The 19,306-nt window shown below is 71.9% G+C and carries 17 protein-coding genes and 2 pseudogenes; 11 read left to right on the forward strand and 8 right to left on the reverse strand.

The window, feature by feature from the left end:
* Positions 1–132 precede the first annotated feature (132 nt).
* From ACYUED_RS43275 to ACYUED_RS43305, 7 genes are all read left to right on the forward strand, one after another.
* Positions 133–648, forward strand: coding sequence for a hydrogenase maturation protease (locus ACYUED_RS43275; protein WP_491289861.1), 516 nt, complete (start codon positions 133–135; stop codon positions 646–648).
* A 205-nt stretch (positions 649–853) separates the two neighbouring features.
* Positions 854–1,297 carry a hypothetical protein gene (locus tag ACYUED_RS43280; RefSeq protein ID WP_491289862.1) on the forward strand — a complete coding sequence of 148 codons (444 nt, stop codon included), beginning with the start codon at positions 854–856 and terminating at the stop codon, positions 1,295–1,297.
* Between the two features lie 2 nt (positions 1,298–1,299).
* Positions 1,300–1,533: an MBL fold metallo-hydrolase RNA specificity domain-containing protein gene (locus ACYUED_RS43285; protein ID WP_491289863.1), complete on the forward strand. Its 234-nt coding sequence runs from the start codon at positions 1,300–1,302 to the stop codon at positions 1,531–1,533.
* A gap of 148 nt (positions 1,534–1,681) precedes the next feature.
* Positions 1,682–2,752: a zinc-dependent alcohol dehydrogenase family protein gene (locus tag ACYUED_RS43290; RefSeq protein WP_491289864.1), complete on the forward strand. Its 1,071-nt coding sequence runs from the start codon at positions 1,682–1,684 to the stop codon at positions 2,750–2,752.
* 503 nt (positions 2,753–3,255) lie between these two features.
* The gene (locus ACYUED_RS43295) at positions 3,256–4,131 is read left to right on the forward strand and encodes a universal stress protein (RefSeq protein ID WP_491289865.1); all 876 of its coding nucleotides are present in this window, start codon (positions 3,256–3,258) and stop codon (positions 4,129–4,131) included.
* A gap of 122 nt (positions 4,132–4,253) precedes the next feature.
* Positions 4,254–6,743 (forward strand): glycoside hydrolase family 65 protein, encoded by a 2,490-nt coding sequence (locus ACYUED_RS43300; protein WP_491289866.1) that lies wholly within the window; start codon positions 4,254–4,256, stop codon positions 6,741–6,743.
* On the forward strand, positions 6,740–7,051 hold the full coding sequence (locus ACYUED_RS43305; RefSeq protein WP_491289867.1) for an SHOCT domain-containing protein: 312 nt from the start codon (positions 6,740–6,742) through the stop codon (positions 7,049–7,051). Before ACYUED_RS43300 ends, ACYUED_RS43305 begins: the two co-directional genes overlap by 4 nt.
* A gap of 295 nt (positions 7,052–7,346) precedes the next feature.
* Here ACYUED_RS43305 and ACYUED_RS43310 read toward each other — a convergent pair.
* From ACYUED_RS43310 to ACYUED_RS43320, 3 genes and pseudogenes are all read right to left on the reverse strand, one after another.
* Positions 7,347–7,643 (reverse strand): annotated as a pseudogene (locus ACYUED_RS43310) (CBS domain-containing protein); the annotation flags it as partial.
* Positions 7,644–7,662: 19 nt separating this feature from the next.
* Positions 7,663–8,127, reverse strand: coding sequence for a cyclic nucleotide-binding domain-containing protein (locus ACYUED_RS43315; protein WP_491289868.1), 465 nt, complete (start codon positions 8,125–8,127; stop codon positions 7,663–7,665).
* A gap of 318 nt (positions 8,128–8,445) precedes the next feature.
* A pseudogene (locus ACYUED_RS43320) lies at positions 8,446–8,652 on the reverse strand (sodium-independent anion transporter); the annotation flags it as partial.
* A gap of 306 nt (positions 8,653–8,958) precedes the next feature.
* On the opposite strand from ACYUED_RS43320, the gene ACYUED_RS43325 reads away from it, so the two are divergent.
* Together ACYUED_RS43325 and ACYUED_RS43330 are read left to right on the forward strand one after the other, a co-directional pair.
* A complete protein-coding gene (locus tag ACYUED_RS43325; protein WP_491289869.1) occupies positions 8,959–9,423 on the forward strand; it encodes a cyclic nucleotide-binding domain-containing protein in 465 nt (154 codons plus the stop codon).
* A 57-nt stretch (positions 9,424–9,480) separates the two neighbouring features.
* The gene (locus ACYUED_RS43330; protein ID WP_491289870.1) at positions 9,481–9,678 is read left to right on the forward strand and encodes a hypothetical protein; all 198 of its coding nucleotides are present in this window, start codon (positions 9,481–9,483) and stop codon (positions 9,676–9,678) included.
* 190 nt (positions 9,679–9,868) lie between these two features.
* Here ACYUED_RS43330 and ACYUED_RS43335 read toward each other — a convergent pair whose 3' ends face one another.
* The 3 genes from ACYUED_RS43335 to ACYUED_RS43345 all read right to left on the reverse strand — a co-directional run bounded on the left by ACYUED_RS43335 (position 9,869) and on the right by ACYUED_RS43345 (position 14,628).
* Complete coding sequence (locus tag ACYUED_RS43335) at positions 9,869–12,898, reverse strand: glycoside hydrolase family 2 TIM barrel-domain containing protein (RefSeq protein ID WP_491289871.1); 3,030 nt, start codon at positions 12,896–12,898, stop codon at positions 9,869–9,871.
* A gap of 922 nt (positions 12,899–13,820) precedes the next feature.
* Positions 13,821–14,177 (reverse strand): helix-turn-helix domain-containing protein, encoded by a 357-nt coding sequence (locus tag ACYUED_RS43340; RefSeq protein ID WP_491289872.1) that lies wholly within the window; start codon positions 14,175–14,177, stop codon positions 13,821–13,823.
* Positions 14,074–14,628, reverse strand: a complete 555-nt coding sequence (locus tag ACYUED_RS43345; protein ID WP_491289873.1) for a cation-transporting P-type ATPase — start codon at positions 14,626–14,628, stop codon at positions 14,074–14,076. The genes ACYUED_RS43340 and ACYUED_RS43345 overlap by 104 nt, the downstream gene beginning before the upstream one ends.
* 110 nt (positions 14,629–14,738) lie before the next feature.
* On the opposite strand from ACYUED_RS43345, the gene ACYUED_RS43350 reads away from it, so the two are divergent.
* A complete protein-coding gene (locus tag ACYUED_RS43350) occupies positions 14,739–16,019 on the forward strand; it encodes an FAD-dependent oxidoreductase (protein ID WP_491289874.1) in 1,281 nt (426 codons plus the stop codon).
* Positions 16,020–16,116: 97 nt separating this feature from the next.
* Positions 16,117–16,425 carry an Rv3488 family transcriptional regulator gene (locus tag ACYUED_RS43355; protein ID WP_491289875.1) on the forward strand — a complete coding sequence of 103 codons (309 nt, stop codon included), beginning with the start codon at positions 16,117–16,119 and terminating at the stop codon, positions 16,423–16,425.
* Positions 16,426–16,459: 34 nt separating this feature from the next.
* On the opposite strand, the gene ACYUED_RS43360 is transcribed toward ACYUED_RS43355, so the two are convergent.
* The gene (locus tag ACYUED_RS43360) at positions 16,460–17,737 is read right to left on the reverse strand and encodes an APC family permease (RefSeq protein ID WP_491289876.1); all 1,278 of its coding nucleotides are present in this window, start codon (positions 17,735–17,737) and stop codon (positions 16,460–16,462) included.
* Positions 17,738–17,866: 129 nt separating this feature from the next.
* A complete protein-coding gene (locus ACYUED_RS43365) occupies positions 17,867–19,201 on the reverse strand; it encodes a phosphoribosyltransferase family protein (protein ID WP_491289877.1) in 1,335 nt (444 codons plus the stop codon).
* Positions 19,202–19,306: the final 105 nt, after the last annotated feature.

Here is a 19,306-nt window from a genome sequence, read left to right on the forward strand (position 1 = left end):
CCCGGACACGGCGCAGGGCCGCCCGGGCCCGGCGGAGGCCTATCGGCCCAGTGACCGGAATGCCTCGTTTCGCAGAGAGTGGAGATCCACGCACCGGTGCCGCACCGGAACCGCAGTGGAGGGAGAGGAACCATGGCTGTCTCCACACGTATCGCGATCATCGCCGTCGGCGACCCGGACCGGCACGACGACGGCGTGGCCCGCGCCGTGCTCGCCCGACTGCGGGAGCGGGCCGCGGAACGCCCCTTGCCGCCCGGCACGCTGCTGGCGGAGTCCGACACCGATCCGGCCCTCCTGATCCGGCTGTGGGAGAACGCCGAACTCGCCGTCGTGCTGCAGCCGGCCCACAGCGGCGACGGTCACCCCGGGCGCGTCTACCGTCTCGAACTGGACGCCGCGCAGCTGTGGCGGCCGGGTGCCATGAGCCCGCACGGCCTCGGGGAGGCCGTCGACCTGGCCCGTGCGCTGGGGCGTCTGCCCGGGCGACTGGTGGCCTACGCCGTCGACGGTGCGGACACCTCGGTCGGCCGGGGTCTGTCCCTGTCGGTCGCCGCCACGGTCGACGAGCTGGCCGGGCGGGTCGAGGACGAGATCGTCCGCCAACTGGCAGCCGTGGCGCGGGACATGGGCGCCCATACCCGGACATGAGCGGCAGCTCGCATGCGGACATGGAAGGCGGGAAGGGCTCCACCCACTTCTCGCGGGTCCTGATCGCGTGGTGCGCGGCTGTCGGCCGCTTCTCCGCGTCCTTTGCGGGCCCTTCCCGTCAACTCCAGGACAACACGCGCGCCTCGGACATACCAGGGCCACTCGGCCCTGAATCCCGGCCGAGGCCCATGAGAACTTCGCGGACGTGCCGACCCGCACCCTCGCCCTCGGCGACACCGTCGTGATCCCCTCGTTCGCTCTCGACCGCACCGAGGTCGTCCCGCACGAACCCGCCGGACTGCGCCGCCAGGGCCGGCTGCCGGCCGCGGTGCCGGTGTACGTCGAAAGCCCCATGGCCCTCGCGGCACTCCACGTCTACCGCGACGCCGTGCGTTGCGGGGCGCCGGAGCTGCGTGAGGAGGTCATGGCCGTGGGCACCGCCGCGATGCGCCCCGAGCCGTTCCTGCCGGCCCGCTCGATTCAGGAGCCGGCGGACATCGCCGAGGCCGGCGGCCCGGCCGTAATCGTCTCCGCGTCCGGAACAGCCACCGGCGCCTGTTGCCCGACCCGCGCAACGCCGTCGTCGTGGTCGGCTTCGCCGCCCAGGGAACCCGCGCCCGCGACCTCGTCGACGGCGCCAAGGCGTTGAAGATGTTCGGCGCGTACGTGCCCGTGCGGGCGCAGGTCCCCGACGTGCCGCACTTCTCGGCGCATGCCGACGCCGTACAGGTCGTCGGCCGGCTGCGCGGCACCGTGCCTCTCCGCGTCACCTACCTGGTGCACGGCGAGCCGGATGCGGCCGACGCGCTGCGCGACCGCATCGACCGCACGCTGGGCGGGACTGCCGTCGTGCCCCGCTCCGGAGAGCGCGTGCTCGTCCGTTGACGGGGCCGCCACGACGGCTGCGACGCCGATCGGCTGCCCCGCAGGGCCGACCGGCCCATGCGGAACCCCCAGGTTCTGGCCAAGCTGGACTGCGGGGGAGTTTTCCGGCGACTTCAGGATCACGCGCATCAAGAGGGTGAGGTCGGACATGAAAGGCTACGTGTTCCACGCCCCGGGACAGGGCGCCTGGGAAGAGGTTGCGGACCCGGGCATCGAAGAGCCCACGGACGCGATCGTGCGGGTCGACGCCGTCACCATTTGCGGCACGGACCTGCACATCCTCAAGGGCGACGTGCCCGAGGTGAGCCCGGGCACGGTGCTGGGTCACGAGGCGGTCGGTGAGATCGTCGAGGTCGGCGGCGACGTGCGCACCGTACGTCCCGGGGACCGGGTGCTGGTCTCCTGCATCACCGCCTGCGGGCGGTGCCGCTACTGCCGAGAGGCCATGTACGGCCAGTGCCGCGGCGGCGGAGGCTGGATCCTCGGCCATCTGATCAACGGCACCCAGGCCGAGTACGTCCGCGTCCCGTACGCCGACCTGTCCGTGCACGCGCTGCCCAGTGCGGTGGACAACGAGGACGCCGTACTGCTGGCCGACATCTTCCCCACCGCGTACGAAGTGGGCGTGCTCAACGGGCACGTGCGTCCCGGAGACACCGTCGCCGTCGTCGGCGCCGGCCCCATCGGGCTCGCCGCGATCGCCACGGCCCGGCTGTTCGCGCCCGAGCGCATCGTCGCCGTGGACCTCGCCGCGTCCCGCCTGGAGGCGGCCAGGAAGCTCGGCGCCGAGGCGGTGGCCGACGCGAGCGAGGAGCCGGAGCAGCTGGTCGCCGACCTCACCGACGGGCTCGGCGCAGACGTGGTCATCGAGGCGGTCGGCGTGCCGGAGAGCTTCGAGCTGTGCACGCGCATGGTGCGGCCCGGCGGGCACGTGGCCAACATCGGTGTCCACGGCAAGCCCGCGATCCTGCACCTGGAAGACCTGTGGATCAAGAACGTGACGATCACCACGGGCCTGGTCGACACGCACTCCACGCCCACCCTGCTGCGCATGGCGGCGGCCGGACGGCTGCCGACCTCACAGCTGGTCACGCACGGCTTCCCGCTGGAGCGCATGGAGGAGGCCTACGAGGTCTTCGCCCACGCCGCCGACACCGGCGCGCTCAAGGTCGTGCTCGGCGGGCCGCAGCGCGAGGTCGTCCCCGTTCCCCCGGCATGAAGAGAGTTCCGGCCGGGCCACTGCTCCGGCCGGAGTCCGTGCCATTCAGGTCCGGTAGTGCCGAGGGTGATCGGGGTCGCCGATGAAGTGCGTCTCGATGACCGTCTCGCCCTCACCGGGCCGCCGGACCCCGCCGGTCGTGCCCATGAGGACGGTCAGGCCCAGGATGCCGGCGGCCAGAAGGACGAAGCGACGACGAGCGAACCGGCACGAAGATCAGGCACGCTCCCCATACGGCCGCACCGATCAGGATGAGAGGGACGATGACTGCCTTCCTGGAGTCGGTGGTGCACCTCGATCCGGACCCAATGAGACGGTCGAGTTCCTCTCAGTGTCCGGGCGTGGTGGTGAGCGGCCCAGATGCTGAGCGGGCACGAGCCTGGGCCGAGCGGCCCCGCCGCCGGGGCCGAATCACCCCTGCTGAAGCCGTTCCACCGGTGCCACGGTGAGGTGGGAGCCCTGAACCGCGTCCCCGCACGGACCGACGAAAGGCGGTGGGGAAGATGGAGCTGCCCCTGGTCGTGGGTGTCGACGGATCGGACGGGAGTCTCGCAGCGGTCGACTGGGCCGTGGACGAGGCGGCCCGGCACGGCCTGCCGTTGCGCCTGGTGTATGCCTCGAAGTGGGAGCGTTACGAGGGCGACGTACCCTCCGGCAGTGTGGAACGCCCCTCGGAGCGGGTGCTGGCGGAGCACATCGCCGCCTCCGCCACGGAGCGTGCCCGGCGGCGCGACCCCGAAGTGAAGGTCACCGCAGAGGTGATCCCCGAGGACGCGGTCTCTGCGCTGTTGAGCGAGGGCCGCAACGCCTCCGTCCTGGTGACCGGCTCCCGCGGCCGCGGAGAGCTGGCGGGTCTGCTGCTCGGCTCGGTCGGACTGGCCGTGGCGGCCCGGGCCCACGGCCCGGTGATCGTCGTCCGCGGCGACAAGGCCGGGCTGACGGCTGCCCACGAGCGGATCCTGCTCGGCGCCGGGGACCCGGCGACCGGCCGTGAGGCCGTGCGGTTCGCCTTCCGGGAGGCCGAGGTGCGCGGATGCTCCCTGGACATCGTGCGCGCCTGGCGCTGCCCCGCCCACGAGAGTGCCGACCACCCGAAGCTAGCTGAGGAACCGGCGCACCTGCACGAGGAGCAGGCGTCCGCCCTGCTCGACGACCTCCTGGAGGAGGCGGTCGCGGAGCACCCGAACGTCCGGATGCGCCGGATCACCGTGGAGGGACCGGCCCGCAAGGTGCTGCTGCACCGCTCGGCCGGCGCCGACCTCCTGATCGTCGGAGCCCAGCGCCGCAAGGGTCACGTCGGTCTCCAGCTCGGCCGGGTCGCGCACATGCTGCTGCACCACGCCGACTGCCCGGTGGCCATCGTGCCGCAACAGACGTGACCACGCGCCGCCGCACACCCGATGACGTCCCGCGATGCTGCGGGGCGTCGGTCGGTGCTGTGGCACGGTGCCGACATCGCCGTACCCGATCTTGGAGAACCGGTCGCACAAGGAGAACCGACGTGACGGGCTGGACCTGGGAGTACGAGGGCTACGAGCCCGCCGACGCGCGCCTGCGGGAGGCGCTGTGCACGGTGGGAAACGGCTACCTCGCCACGCGGGGGGCGCTGCCCGAGTGCCCCGCCGACGGGGTGCACTACCCCGGCACCTATGTGGCGGGCTGCTACAACCGGCTCACCTCGGACGTGGCGGGCCGTCAGGTCGAGAACGAGGACATGGTCAACCTGCCGAACTGGCTGCCGCTCCGCTTCCGCCTCGCCGGCGGGCCGTGGCTCACGCCCGACACGGCGACCGTGCTGGAGCACCGGGAGACCCTGCACCTGTCCGCGGGGCTGATGGAGCGCCGAACGAGGTTCGACCTCGGTGCGGGGCGCGTACTGGCGGTGCGTCAGCAGCTGCTCGTGCACATGGCCGATCCCCATGTCGCCGCCCTGCGCACCGAGTTCACGGCCGATGGCTTCTCCGGCCTGCTCGATGTCGAGGCCGCCCTCGATGGTTCCGTCACCAACGCGGGCGTGACCCGCTACCGGGACCTCGACGGCCGCCACCTCACCCACGTGCACACCGGGACGGCCGCCCCGGACACGGTGTGGCTGCGCTGCCGCACCCGCACCTCGGACATCCGCATCGCCATGGCGGCCCGCCTCGACGCCGGCGTGCCGGCCACGATCAGCCACGAAGTCCCGCGCGCCGTCCAGCGGTTGAGCCTGGACCTCGTGGCCGGACGTACCGCCGTCGTGGACAAGACCGTCGCCGTGCACACCTCGCGCGACCCGGCGATCAGCGATCCGCTGTTCGCCGCCGTCGACCGGGTGACCCGGGCGCCGGGCTTCGACGACCTGCTGGAGTCGCACCTCACGGCCTGGGACCAGCTCTGGCGCCGGGCCGACCTCGACGTCGACGGGGAGGCGGGCCTTGTGCTGCGACTGCACCTCTTCCACGTCCTGCAGACGCTCTCCCCGCACACCGCCGACCTCGACGTCGGCGTGCCCGCCCGCGGACTCCACGGCGAGGCGTACCGCGGACACGTCTTCTGGGACGAGCTGTTCGTCCTGCCCTACCTCAACCTGCACTTCCCCGAGGTGTCCCGCGCGCTGCTCCGCTACCGCCACCGGCGCCTCGAACAGGCCTGCACCGCCGCGCGGGAGTTGGGCCGCCGTGGTGCGCTCTATCCCTGGCAGAGCGGCAGCGACGGGCGCGAGGAGTCCCAGCGGCTGCACCTCAACCCGCGCTCGGGACGGTGGCTGCCCGATCACTCCCGCCTCCAGCACCACGTCGGATCGGCCATCGCGTACAACGTGTGGCAGTACTGCGAGGCGAGCGGTGACGCCGAGTTCCGGCACACCAAGGGCGCCGAGATGCTGCTGCAGATCGCCCGCTTCTGGGCCGACTCCGCCACCTGGGACGAGAGCCTCGGCCGGCACCGCATCAAAGGCGTGGTGGGTCCCGACGAGTACCACGATGCGTACCCCGACGCGAAGGAGCCCGGCCTCGACGACAATGCGTACACGAACGTCACGGCAGCCTGGGTGCTCGCCCGCACCATGGAGCTGCTGGAGTCGTTGCCGGAACCGCGGCGGCGCGAACTCGTCGAGCGTGCAGGGCTGGACGGCGGCGAACTCGAACAGTGGGAGGACGTCTCGCGGACGCTCCATGTGCCTTTCCACGAGGGTGTGATCAGCCAGTTCGAGGGCTATGGCGACCTGGCCGAGCTCGACTGGGAGGGCTACCGCGAACGCTATGGCGACATCCGGCGCCTGGACCGGATCCTGGAGGCCGAGGGCGACACCGCCAACCGCTACCGGGCCTCCAAACAGGCCGACGTCCTCATGCTCGGCTATCTCTTCTCACCGGCCGAACTGGAAGGTCTGTTCCGTCGCTTGGGGCTGCGGCTGGACGAGGACGTCTGGCGGCGCACCGTGGACCACTACCTGCAGCGCACCAGCCACGGCTCCACGCTCAGTGGGCTGGTCCACGGCTGGGTGCTGGCCCGTGCCCGGCGCGCGGAGGCGTGGAAGTTCTGCCTGGAGGCCCTCCGGGGCGACATCGCCGACGTGCAGGGCGGCACCACCGGCGAGGGGATCCACCTCGGCGCCATGGCCGGCACTCTCGATCTCGTCCAGCGCGGGTTGACCGGACTGGAGACGCGAGGTGGGGCGCTGTGGCTCGATCCCGTGCCGCTGCCGGAGCTGTCCTCCTACGGGTTCGCCCTGCGCTACCAGGAGCACTGGGGTGTGCGGCTGCGGCTGGAGCGCGGCTTGTTGGAGATCGCGGTGCCGTCGTCCGACGGCTCACCGATCGACGTACGACTGCCGGACCGGGCGGTCTGCATGCAGCCGGGGGACACCGGCCGGCTGGTGCTGGGGGAGTTAGGGCAGACGGGGGCCGCATGGACCCGGGCCGAGACCGGACGGCCCATCTCCGTCGGCCCTCCGGGGTGTGAGGCTGTCGGTCAAGAGGACTTCGCGCGTACGACATGTCGCACGCCATGAGCGACGAGAAGAGGTCCGGAATGTACTGGAACGGGCACGACATGAACGGATGGGGCTGGTTCACGATGTCGATCGCCATGGTCCTGCTGTGGGCTCTGCTCATCACCGTGGCCGTGCTCGTCTACCGGAGCCTGAACAACGCCTCGATGCCCCCGCAGACCCCCACCACCCCTCCCCCCGACGCCACCGTCGCCTCGGCCGAGCAACTGCTGGCGGAGCGCTTCGCCCGGGGAGAGATCGACGAGGAGCAGTACCGCCGCCACCTGGCCGTGCTGCGCGGGGACGGCCCCACCCTCGCCAAACACTGACTCGCAGCGGTCGCACCGCCCGCCCCGACCAGCAGGAGAAGGGCCCAGGTGCCCCACCGTGATGCACCTCTGACAGCAACCGGCCGTCTGCGTCGTCGAGGAGGGCGGGCCCCTGCGCCGGGCCGCGGAAGGCCTCCAGATCTCACCGACCACGGCCCCGCTCCTCCGCGTCGGCGAGCCCCGACGGGCGACCACTCCTCCCGTCAGCGGTGATCTGGGGAGACCGTTCAGGCGTGTCCGTCCTCGGGGCGCGCCTGAGGGGGGTGACCGATGCGGAAGGTCAGACGTGCGTGGCGGTGAGTGCGGGTGAGGTCATCACCTCGTCGGCGGTGAGCGAGCCGGCCTTGGCCAGGTCGGACAGCCGCCGCAGCCGGGTACGGCGGTCGGGGCCGCTGTCACGGAACTCCTCCTCGGGCAGCAGGCCGGCCTCGGAGACGATCCCCAGGACCTTGTCGCCGCCGTCCACCACGGGAACCGCGCTGACCTTGCGGTCCTGCATGACCCGCACGATGTCCTTGAAGGCCGTCCCACGGCTCACGGCGGTCACGTCCCGGGTCATCACGTCGTTCACGATGTGCGGGAAGGCATGCATGACGCCTTGGCGCTCGCGTTCACCCGAGGCTCCCGCTGCCGTACGGGCCGTACAGGTCCAGCAGCCGGATGCGGGCCGCCTGCAGCCGGTGCGACACGACCATGCCGACCCACACGGCCACGCTCCGGCCGAAGTGGGGGTCCTCGTCGCAGATCGTCCGCACGGTGGTGGCGTCGAACTCGTACGCCCGCACCGGCGAGGACGCCTCGGCGCCCAACTGCCAGGTGTGCGGGGGGTACAGCCAGGACCAGCCCACGAGTTCGTTGTGTCCGAGGGACTCGATGACGGCCGGCCTGCGACCGGGCACACGTATGTCGAGGTCGACCGTGCCGGTGCGGATGATCCAGAACCGGTCGGCGCGACCTCCCTCTTCGAAGAGCCGGGCTCCCATCGGGAACGACACCTCCCGGGCGAGTCGCAGCAGCCGCTGACGGTGCTCGGCGGACAGCGCCCGCGGCATGCTCATGATGGCTGGAGCGTTCATGACGTGCCTCCGGTCAGGCGTACGGAGCTACCACTGCCAGCGTGGGCCCGCCGCCCGCGACGGGCCAGGGGCCACCCGGTCCCACGAACGGGCCGTCCGGCGGCCCGCGCCACCCTGGTGGCAGGCGACAGTTCGCTCCTGGTGATCGCCATGGCTGTCACCTTCGTGCTCAGTACGGCGCTCGACGCGCCGTATCTGCGCGCGCAGCAGCGGCGCGTGGAGCGGCGCCAATCGAGCACCCCGCCTCCCGGAACGACGACGCGTGACCGCACCCGACCGCGGCCCCCCGCTCGTGAAGGGCTGACATGGCTCCATGCGCAGGGTGGGGAAGATCCGCGCTCCCTGCCCACCGCTTCGGCGAGCCCGTACGCCTCCAGGTGGTCCCGGAGGTCCTGTTCCACCCGGGCGAGGGCAAACATGAACCCGCGGCGGGTGCGTTCCCGGCGCACGTCGTCGACACCGCGTCAAGGGCGGTGATGTCCACCTGACGGTGGCCTCGGTGTTCGGGCCGAACCACTGCACCGGTCCATCGCCAGGACGGCGAGGACCGACCTTCGGCACGGGGCGCCGGAGCGTGATCGCGGAGAGGCTGTGAGCCGTCGGTCGTGGAGTCGACGACCGCGGCAGCGTGGCGGATCCCGTCTGCCGGGGTCCGCCACGCGACTGTGTGGGGCCGGCCGGCCGGACCTGGAACGACTGAGCCGTACCCGGGGGCCCCGTGGGAGGCGGAGCCGGCCCCGCCGGCCTTCTTGACGGGGGCCGATCGGCCCATGTGCTCCCCGCTCTCGTGGCCGACTCTGAAGGCAGGGGATCGCAGGAGGAGGCGCAGCCATGACCACCGTGACCACATCTCGCATCACGCGGAACCTCCCCGCCGTGCACCGGGGGAGGCTCATGAGCATGGCGCACGATGTGTGCTACCCACCGGACACCCGCCTGTTCGTCGAGGGTGGCCGGGCCGATCACTTCTGGATCGTCGAGTCCGGCACCATCGCCCTCGACATGCGCGTGCCCGGACGCCGCGCGGCCGTGATCGACACCCTGGGAGCCGGTGAACTCCTCGGCTGGTCCTGGCTGTACCAGCCTCACAGGTGGCGGTTCGGTGCCCGGACGGTGGGTCCGGTGCGGGCCCACGAGTTCGACGCCGAGGCTGTCCGGCAGATGTGTGAGGCCGATCCCGAGATGGGGCGCTCGATCGCGCTGTGGGTGGGCGAGGCCGTCGTCCGCAGGCTGAACGCGGCCCGCACCCGTCTGCTGGACCTGTACGCGCCATATGGCAGTGGAGCCCGGGGCTGAGGTCGTGGTGACCGGCACGGGGCCGGGCCTTACTGGTGAAGAAGCAGTTTTCTGACCATGCGCTATTCCGCGATGAAGGCCTCCTTCAACCACTACGCGGGCGAGGACTGCACCATGACCGTCTGGTCCTTCGCCGACCACGGCGGCGGCCATGGCTCCAACCCGCCCGTCCAACTGGCCTGGCTGCGCGAGCGGACTGGCGGCGCAGTGTTGACGTGGGCTCCGTACCGGGCGTGGACCGCGGACCTCCGGTAGACCTTGGATCCGGGCGGCTGTGTGGGTCCTGATCCTGTCGAACACCGGTCAGTGGCATGGAAGACACGGCGGGCGCGGCGACGGGGACAGGCAGATGCGGTTCTCGCGTGGGGCCGAGCAGGGCTGGCCATCGGAGCACGGAGCGGCCCGCCGCACCAGGAACTCTGGTGCGGCGGGCCGCTCGGTGGTCTCAGCTCTGGTGCAGGGGAGTCAGGATGAACGCGAATTCCGCCGACGTGAGTTCGAGCCGGTGCTGAGGCAGGACACCGGGACCCACAGCGGCGGTGCCGAGGCCCTGGACGGCGTGGTCGGTGTGGAGGTGGATCACCGGGCCCGGGACGAGATCGCTGTGGTGCCGTGCGGCGTCAAGCTGTTGGTCGGTCCAGCGGCGGGCGGCGAAATGGAACGGCTCTTCGCCCGCGACGCGCAGTCCGTTCCCGGCTCCGTCGGTGAAGGTGGCCCGGCGGGTGTCCGCACGGTTGCCGTTCTCCTGGGGGCGCACATAGGGCGTCTGCAGCTCGTCCACGGTCGCGTGGAAACGTCCGACGCGAACTGCCTGATGCGAGTCGGGGTAGGCCTCGCCCGGGCCCGCGCCGAACCACTCGACCTGGGACCAGACGGCGGGGATCTCCCAGTCGAGTCCGATGCGGGCCAGTGAGCGGGACCTGTTCCTGCGGACCAGCTCGTGGTACTCCTCCGGCGGGAGTGCCGGGTCCACCATGGTGTCGGGGAAGTCGTCGCCTCGCTCCGGCCAGTGGCCGACGGGTTCGGCATGCACTCGCAGGCGCAGGCTGTCACCGTCACTGTCCCAGCGGTAGGTGGTGAGGTAGCCGGAGCTGCCCGCGGCGGCGGCGCTGCGGACGACGACGGTCATGCCATGTGCGTCAGGGGTGACGGAGACGGTGCGGCACCGCAGTCGGTCCAGCCCGCGGTCCTTCCAGTAGGCGGCGTCGCGTTGGTGCCAGCCGCGGTCGTTGTCGGTGGGGGCGCGCCACAGGTTCAGCCGTGGTCCGTGGAGGGGGAGTTCGCCGATGGAGAGCAGAGCTCCGGTGGTCCGGTCGAAGCGGCCGGGGCCGAGCAGAATGTGCTCGCCCTCGCTGCGGGCCGGGCCCGGCAGGCCGATCGGTTGCCGGCGGCCGGTCGCTGAGAGCTGGAGCTGTCCCCAGGCGACCACGTGACCTTCGGGGGCCCAGTCGGTGGCCTTGGCCAGCTCCGCCTGGACGGTGAGCCAGAGCTCGCCTGCGCCGTCCTGTCCGCCCGGCGGGGCCGGCCGGGGCAGCGGCAGCCGGCCGTGCTCCCCGGCCGCGAGCCTTGGTGTGGGCAGCACGCCGTGGTCCAGCTCGACCCCTTCGCGGGCCAGCGACCAGGTGAACCGCAGGTGGGACAGGTCCAGCACCTCGTAGTGGTTCTCCACCGTGAGGGTGTCCGCCTGCGGGCCGGGGCCGATCCGGACGGGGGCGATGACCTTCGCGTACTCCAGGAGACCGGGGGAGGGGGTGCGGTCGGGCAGGACCAGGCCGTCGCAGATGAAGTTGCCGTCGTGCAGGTCCTCGCCGAAGTCGCCGCCGTAGCCGAAGAACTCGCGCCCCTGGGCGTCGTGGGTGCGCAGTCCCTGGTCCATCCACTCCCAGACGTAGCCACCCTGGACCCGCGGATACTCGTCGCACAGCTGCAGGTATTCGGCCAGCCCTCCGGGCCCGTTTCCCATGGCGTGGGCGAACTCGGTGAGCAGGAAGGGCTTGCGGTTGCGCGGGTCGTCCGCCGGGTCGCCGGAGCCGGCGCGGGGTGGGTAGTTGACCTCGCCCGGCAGCAGCTGTCCGCGGCCGATCCGGGCGACGGCGGCGGGCGGCCGGTACATCTCGGCGTGGACGTCGGTGTACTCGCCGAGCCGGTCGCCCTCGTAGTGGATCGGGCGGGACGGGTCGCGCTGCCGGACCCACTCGGACATGGCCCGAAGGTTACGGCCGTCCCCGGCCTCGTTGCCGAGCGACCACAGGATGACGCTCGGGTGGTTCTTGTCCCGTTCCACGGTCCGCTCGATGCGGTCCAGGCAGGCGTCGTGCCAGCGGGGGTCGTCGGAGGGGTTGCGCTGCCAGCGCTCCGGGTCGGCGTGCTCGAAGCCGTGGGTCTCGAGGTCGCATTCGACCATGACCCACAGGCCGAGCTCGTCGCACAGGTCGAGAAACGCGGGGTGCGGCGGGTAGTGCGCGGTGCGCACGGCGTTGATGTTGTGCTGCTTCATCAACTCCACGTCGCGGCACATGGCTTCGAGCGAGAGTGCACGGCCGTGATCGGGGTCGAACTCGTGCCGGTTCACGCCGCGCAGCACCGTCCGACGGCCGTTGACCCGGAGCACCCCGGCCTCGTCGACGGCCACGCTGCGGAACCCGACCCGGATCCGGACCCGCTCGCTGCCGGTGGCCAGGTACGCCTCGTAGAGCTGCGGATCCTCCGCGCTCCAGGGCCGTACCGCCGCGAAGGCGAACTCGCTCTCGGCCGGCTGGTCGTGGATCCCGAGGGCCGGGATGTCGATCCGCACGGGCGCGTCCGCGTCGGCCTCCACCCGGAGCCGGCCCGCGCCGGTGTCCGCGTCGTAGTCGGCGTGCACGAAGACGTCCCGGATGCCGCCCGCGGGGCGGACCAGCAGGGACACGTCGCGGAAGATACCCGACAGGCGCCAGGTGTCCTGGTCCTCGAGGTAGGTGCCGGCGGAGAACTGGTGCACCCGGACCGCCAGCACGTTGCGACCGGGCCGCAGCAGCCCGGTCACGTCGAACTCGCTCGGCAGACGGCTGCCGTAGGTGACACCCAGCTCGCGGCCGTTGAGCCAGACCCGGGCGCAGGAGTCCACGCCCTCGAAGCGCAGCACCACCGGCGTGTCCGCCCAGCCGGCGGGCAGGTCGAAGGTCCTGCGGTAGTCCCCGGTCTCGTTCTCGTCCGGGACGAAGGGCGGGTCGACCGGTATCGGGTAGGCGATGTTGACGTAGATGGGCCGGCCGTAGCCGTTCAGCTGCCAGTGCGAGGGGACGCGAAGGGCGTCCCAGGAGCCGTCGTCAAAGTCCGGGGCTTCGAATCCGTCCGGTTCCGGGCGCAGGGTGGGTGAGAACCGGAACGCCCACTCCCCGTTGAGGTCGATTCTGGGGGCGTCGGAGTCCAGGGCCGCGCGTGGCGCGGCCCTGCCGTGGCCTGGTGTGTAGTCCTCGAAATAGCGTGCGGACATGCAGAATCCTCCGGCGGGCGCAGGTGACGCGCGCGACCGTACTATCGAAGGCGTCTTGCGGGAAGCGCCGCCATCGCACGGGGCCGTTGCGGGGGATGGGCTGTGCTGCGAGGCTGCGCGGGGATGCCCTCGGACTGGGTGACATGGTCCGGTGGGGCGAGGGTGATCCGGGCCAACGCCGCGCCGACACCCCAGTAGACGAGCGGCGGAGGGCGTGGCTGACGCACGAGCCGCCTAGCGTCGACGGAATGGTCGGGGTTGGTACCCCGCAGTTGGGCGAGAGTCCGGACGCGTCCGGACGATGGCCAGCTACGGGGTCCTGTCGGTACTGGGCGGCACGACGACGGCCGGGATTTGGTCATCACGCGGGCTGCCGGGTAGGTACTCCAGTCGTCCTTGGCACTGCCCGGAGCGCGCTTCTTGCCGCAGCCGGCGCACTCCGTCACGACCAGTGGGTCCTTGACGTAGCAGCGTCGGCAGATCGGACAGTCCTCACGGTGGGTCACGATCAGCCCGTCCTTCTTGCACCGGCCGCAGATCTTGATCCGGGTCTTGGAGGCGCACCAGCCGCAGCACCGGCCTTGCGGCGACGCCCGCAGGGGCAGCGGGTCCGTGCGGCCGCAGCGGACACATCGTGGCCTGTTGACCGCGTCGCCGAAGCCCGCCTCGTCCAGCAGATGTGCGAGCCGGACGAGCGTCTCGGGGCAGTGCGGGGACGGAGCGGACAGCGCATTCGGATGCTCTGCCAGGTGCCTGTCCAACTCCCCGGCGGGAGCGGGCGCCCAGGCCTTCGCCTGCCCAAGAGCGGCCTGGACTTGCGCGGGCGTCAAGCGCCGGCCCGTCGCCCCTTGGATGTGGCCGACCAGACGGACCCTCACCTGCTCAAGTTCACGTCGGCGCTGCCGGAGCGTCTGCTCGCTCGTCATGATCCATCGGGGCGGCGGATAACGGTCCGGCGCCGAGTGACCGGGAGGTCTCCGGTCTGGCCGTCGGCGGTCTTACGGACCTGTGCGTTGACGACCTCGGGTTTGATCAGGTCGTTCGGGGTGCATTCCAGGATGTCGCAGAGCGCGACCAGGGTATCCATGCTCAGCCGCTGCGGCGGCTGCGTCACCAGCCGGTAGACCTGCTCGCGCGAAAGCGCGATGCCCCGCTCGGCCAGCAGCGGGACCAAGTCAGACGTCTGGAACATGCCCCGTTCGGCCATGAGCTGGCGCAGCGGTGAACTGGGCCAGGAAGCGCCGCCACACGCCCTCGCGCCGCGGGCGAGGCAGCTCATCGAGTCCATGCATCCCCTGCCGCGCGCTTGCCTCACCGGTGGACAGCCCGCGCGGCGAACCGCCGAACGCCGTGAACACCTCGTCCGCACGCAGCCGCTGCACGGGTGGCGCCGACGGGTCGGGAGGCGAGGCCGTGCCCGTCGCCGATGCGACGCCGCTGGTCGAGGCACGCGCTGTGAGACGACTCGGCACCGGACCCCCGGACTCGTAGGACGGCTCTCCCCTCCACCCTCTGCCGCGGGAGACGGGACCGCCATGGGCCCCCCGGCCTGCAGGAGCGGCGGATTTTCCCTGTGGGCGCCTTCGGCGCAGGAGTCCCGGACATGACCAAACCGGACGCCTGCTCGTGGGCCTGCTGAGGCCAGGGGGATGGGTGGGCAATCCGCAGCCTCGGTTCGACCAGGTTTTGGTCAACGTGCGCCGATATCGTCGACCGATACCGGGCGACACGTCAGACTGAGCTGCGGAGGGGGACAGGTGTCTCGGCGTAGCGCCGTGCGCGCCATCCCGAGGTTTGCGCTGCTTTGGGGAAGGCGGCGTCGGGACATGCAGGGGGATGCATGACGCAGTCGCTTCCGGGGCAACGCCCTGCCCATCGGCGGGGGTTCACCGGGTGCGCCGGGCTTCCGGTCGTCGTCGTGGGGGCCGGCCCGTACGGGCTGTCGGTGGCCGCCCACCTGCTGGCCGCGGGCGTGCCCGTGCGCATCTTCGGTGAGGTGATGGGCAGTTGGCGGCATGCCATGGCCACCGGGATGTTCTTGAAGTCGACCCCGGAGGCCACCGACCTCTCGGCGCCGGAGCCGGGCGGGCGACTGGCGGACTTCCGTCGGGTGCACGGCGAGCCGGAGCTGACCGAGTTGACGCCGATCCCTTGCGATGTCTTCGTGCGCTACGGGATGTGGTTCCAGAAGCAGTACGTCGGCGGGGTGGAACCTTCCCGGGTGGTCGCCGTCGACCAGATCTCGCCGGGGTCGGGCTTCCGCGTCCGTCTTGATGACGGGCAGGAGATCGCGGCGGCCGCCGTGGTGGTGGCCACCGGCCTCAACGGTCTCGCTCACATCCCCGCGGAGTTGCGGCGCCTCGCCCCGCAGGGGCCGGGGGCCGGCGCGTCGGTGTCCCACACCAGCCACCACACCGACCTGTCACGCTATGCCGGTCGTCGCGTCGCCGTGATCGGCGGCGGTCAGTCCGCCCTGGAGAGCGCCGCCCTGCTGCACGAGTCCGGCGCCGAGGCGCAGGTACTGGTCCGCGAGTCGCGCGTGCTGTGGGGGATGAGGCCGGAGCCGGCCCGGGCCTGGACCGAGCGGGTGACCAAACCCGCCTCGCCGCTGGGTACTGGCTGGATTCTGGCCGCGGTGTGCAAGGCGCCGGGCGGGGTGCGGCGGATGCCGGCGGCCGCCCGCTTGCTGCTGTTCCGGCGGGCGCTGGGGCCGTCGGGAGGCTGGTGGCTGCGAGACCGGGTCGAGGGCATCGTGCGGGTACGCACGTCCTGCCGGGTCACACGGGCCGAGGCGGTTCAGGCCGGGGTGCGCTTGGAACTGGCCGGGCCGCATGGGGCCGAGAGTTTGATCGTCGATCACGTGTTGGCGGCGACGGGCTATCGGCTCGACCTGGACGCGGTGCCGTTCCTGTCTCCCGCGCTGCGGGGCGCTCTGGTCTGCGTGCGTGGTTCGAATGCGCCTCACCTGTCGGCCGCGCTGGAGGCGTCGGTGCCGGGCCTGTACTTCACCGGATCTCTCGCCGCTCCGATGTTCGGGCCGATGATGCGGTTCGTGGCCGGGACCGAGTTCGCCGCGACAGGCATCGCCCGTCACGCTGCCCGCTCGGCCGCCAACGGCTGAGGCTCCTGAACTCCCGTCGAGCGTCCGCCTGCTCCCCCGTAGGATCGGTTGCCGATATCGGTTTCGTGACCGCCTGTCGGGGCGCGGAGGTGGACGGGTGCGGGAGTTCCAGCGCGGCGCGGTACGGCTGCACATCCTGCATCACGCGGCTGAGGGCGAGATCCACGGCGCCTGGATGACAGAGGAACTCGCCCACCACGGCTACGACATCAGCCCCGGCACCCTGTATCCGACCCTGCATCGGCTGGAGGCCGAAGGGCTGCTCACGTCCGAACAGCGCCTCGTGGACGGCCGTACCCGCCGCATCTACAAGGCGACCGAAGCCGGGAGGCAGGCCCTGGCCGAGGACCGCAAGGCGCTCGCCGAACTGGCCCGCGAAGTCCTGGGCGACGACAACTCCGCCTGAACAACACGGACACGGCCTCGTCCAAGGGCAGGCTTTACGACGACGCCCCGCGCGCGGTGATGCTGTGGCGCACGCCATGGGCTGCGGCTCCCAGCACCAGAACGGCCGTACCCCAGGCCACCGACGAGGCGGGCAGCGTGAAGGCGAGCACCAGGCAGCCCGCCAGCCCGACGACGGGGACGAGGCGCGGCGGCCGGTTCTCCTCCTCGGTCAGCGTCCAGGCGGAGGCATGGGCGACGGCGTAGTAGGCGAGCACGCCGAAGGAGGAGAAGCCGATCGCGCCGCGTACGTCCGTGGTGGCGGCGAGGACCGCGACGACGGTGCCGACCAGGAGCTCGGCGCGGTGCGGGACCTTGAAACGCGGATGCACGGCGGACAGGGCATGCGGCAGGTGACGGTCACGGGACATCGCCAGCGTGGTGCGCGAGACGCCGAGAATCAGAGCGAGCAGGGAGCCCAGGGCGGCCACCGCCGCCCCCACACGAACCACCGGAACCAGCCCCGGCACCCCGGCCTGCCGCACCGCCTCGGCCAGCGGCGCACTCTCCCGGGCCAGGCCGCTCGGCCCGAGGACGGTGAGCACGGACACCGCGACCGCCGCGTAGACGGCGAGGGTGATGCCCAGGGCGAGCGGAATCGCCCGCGGAATCGTGCGCGCGGGATCGCGTACCTCCTCGCCCAAAGTGGCGATCCGCGCGTACCCGGCGAACGCGAAGAACAACAGCCCGGCCGCCTGCAACACGCCGGTGACGGAGGCGTCCGAGCCGATGTCCAGCCGTCCGGATCGGGCGTCCGAGGAGGTCAGGCAGACGACCACGGCCGCAGCCAGCACCGCCAGGACCACGGCCACGATCGCCCGCGTCAGCCGGGCGGCCTTCTGCACGCCCACATAGTTGACCGCCGTCAGGGCCACCACGGCGGCCACCGCGATGGCATGCGCCTGCTCCGGCCACACGTAGGAGCCGACGGTCAGCGCCATCGCCGCGCACGACGCGGTCTTGCCCACCACGAATCCCCAGCCGGCGAGGTATCCCCAGAACTCGCCCAGCCGTTCGCGGCCGTACACATACGTCCCACCCGACTGCGGATACCGGGCCGCCAGCCGGGCCGAGGACGTGGCGTTGCAGTACGCCACCACGGCCGCGACCGCCAGTCCCACCAGCAGCCCCGAGCCTGCCGCCCGCGCGGCCGGCGCCAGGGCGGCGAAGATCCCGGCGCCGATCATCGATCCGAGCCCGATGACGACGGCGTCGAAGACACCCAGCCGCCGCTCCAACACAGCCGTCGTGCCGCCCTGCGACGCCTGCCTCACGGCGCCCCCGCCTCTCTGTCGTCCGCCGATATCGCATGACGATATAGAGCGGGGATGAACGACAGGTGGCGCTGCCGTATCCACACCACCTCGCACGTCGGATGCCCTGACCGTCATGGGTCGGGTCGATCACGCCGACCGGCGTGGCGACATTCCGGCGGGTGGTAGCGCGGGGTGGGCGGTGAACCAGTCGCGCGCCAGTTGCGCGACCGTGTCCAGGGTGCCGGGCTCCTCGAAGAGATGGGTGGCGCCGGGGACGACGGCGATGCGGTGGTCGCAGTGCATCCAGTCGGCGGCGAGCCGATTCAGGCTCAGGACCCGTGTGTCGAGGGAGCCGACGACGAACAGGGTGGGGGCGCGCACTTGCGCCAGCGCGGCGGGCGTGGCCAGGTCGGGGCGGCCGCCACGGGAGACGATCGCGCGGATCCCGGCATCACCGGCGGCGGCCTCCAGGGCGGCGGCGGCCCCGGTGCTGGCCCCGAAGTAGGCGACGGGCAGGCCGGTTTCGAGGCGCGCCCAGGCCGCGGCGGTACGCAGCCGACCGGCGAGCAGCACGACGTCGAAGACGTTGTGCCGGACGCGTTCCTCGTCCTCGGTGAGCAGGTCCAGCAGCAGCGTGCCCAGCCCCGCCCGGTTCAGGACTCCGGCGACGTACCGATTGCGCGGGCTGTGGCGGCTGCTGCCGCTGCCGTGCGCGAAGGCCACGACGGCCGGTGCCCCCGCGGGCAGCACGAACCGCGCGGCCAGCCGCACATGCCGCGTGGGAATCTCGATCTCCCGGTTCCCGGGCGGGGGATCTGCGGCGGACGAGAGGGGAGAGGACCGAGCGGGGCGGGTGGCCCGGTGCAGCAGATCGGTCACCTCCGCGTCGGGGATTTGCGTGAAGTCCCGGTACCAGGCGCCGACCGAGCCGAAGAAGCGTGGCGAGGAGAGACAGACCACCTGGTCGGCCGCTCCCCGCAGGCGGACGACGGTCCGCTGCGCGCCGACGGGCACGGCGAGCACGACCCGGGCCGCACCCAGATTTCGGACGACCCGGCACGCGGCCTCGGCGGTGGCGCCGGTGGCCAGCCCGTCGTCGACGACCACGACCGTCCGCCCGGTCAGCGGGATGGGCGCACGGTTGCGGCGGTAGCGGTCCGACCGCCGCCGCAGTTCGGCCCGTCCGACCTGCTCCACCTTGTGCTGCTCGGCCGGTCCCAGGCCCGTCCGCTCGATCACGTCGTCGTTGAGCACCAGGACCCCGTGCTCTCCGACGGCGCCGAAGGCCAGCTCGGGCTGCCGGGGCACGCCCAGTTTCCGCACCACGAGGACATCCAGCGGAGCGTCGAGTTCCCGCGCCACCTCGAAGGCGACGGGCACCCCGCCCCTGGGCAGTCCCAGGACGACGACATCCTGGCCGCGCAGCTGCCCCAGCAGGCGTGCCAGCCGGCGGCCCGCATCCGTACGGTCCTCGAAACGCATGGTCACCGCCTCGTTCTCGCTCAGTGGGGGAGAGGCTGCCCCGAGGGCGTGCGCGGGGCCTGAGGCTCCGGCCGGTACGGAATCCTGGAGCGACGGGCTTCCTGT

It is taken from the genome of Streptomyces sp. DF42 (assembly GCF_058267695.1).

What these genes read in the sequence shown, in the direction of transcription:
- ACYUED_RS43275 (WP_491289861.1), top strand. Translation starts at nt 133, where the DNA reads ATGGCTGTCTCCACACGTATCGCGATCATCGCCGTCGGCGACCCGGAC.
- ACYUED_RS43285 (WP_491289863.1), top strand. Translation starts at nt 1,300, where the DNA reads ATGTTCGGCGCGTACGTGCCCGTGCGGGCGCAGGTCCCCGACGTGCCG.
- ACYUED_RS43290 (WP_491289864.1), top strand. Translation starts at nt 1,682, where the DNA reads ATGAAAGGCTACGTGTTCCACGCCCCGGGACAGGGCGCCTGGGAAGAG.
- ACYUED_RS43295 (WP_491289865.1), top strand. Translation starts at nt 3,256, where the DNA reads ATGGAGCTGCCCCTGGTCGTGGGTGTCGACGGATCGGACGGGAGTCTC.
- ACYUED_RS43305 (WP_491289867.1), top strand. Translation starts at nt 6,740, where the DNA reads ATGAGCGACGAGAAGAGGTCCGGAATGTACTGGAACGGGCACGACATG.
- ACYUED_RS43315 (WP_491289868.1), bottom strand. Translation starts at nt 8,127, where the DNA reads ATGAACGCTCCAGCCATCATGAGCATGCCGCGGGCGCTGTCCGCCGAG.
- ACYUED_RS43325 (WP_491289869.1), top strand. Translation starts at nt 8,959, where the DNA reads ATGACCACCGTGACCACATCTCGCATCACGCGGAACCTCCCCGCCGTG.
- ACYUED_RS43330 (WP_491289870.1), top strand. Translation starts at nt 9,481, where the DNA reads ATGCGCTATTCCGCGATGAAGGCCTCCTTCAACCACTACGCGGGCGAG.
- ACYUED_RS43335 (WP_491289871.1), bottom strand. Translation starts at nt 12,898, where the DNA reads ATGTCCGCACGCTATTTCGAGGACTACACACCAGGCCACGGCAGGGCC.
- ACYUED_RS43340 (WP_491289872.1), bottom strand. Translation starts at nt 14,177, where the DNA reads ATGAGCTGCCTCGCCCGCGGCGCGAGGGCGTGTGGCGGCGCTTCCTGG.
- ACYUED_RS43350 (WP_491289874.1), top strand. Translation starts at nt 14,739, where the DNA reads ATGACGCAGTCGCTTCCGGGGCAACGCCCTGCCCATCGGCGGGGGTTC.
- ACYUED_RS43365 (WP_491289877.1), bottom strand. Translation starts at nt 19,201, where the DNA reads ATGCGTTTCGAGGACCGTACGGATGCGGGCCGCCGGCTGGCACGCCTG.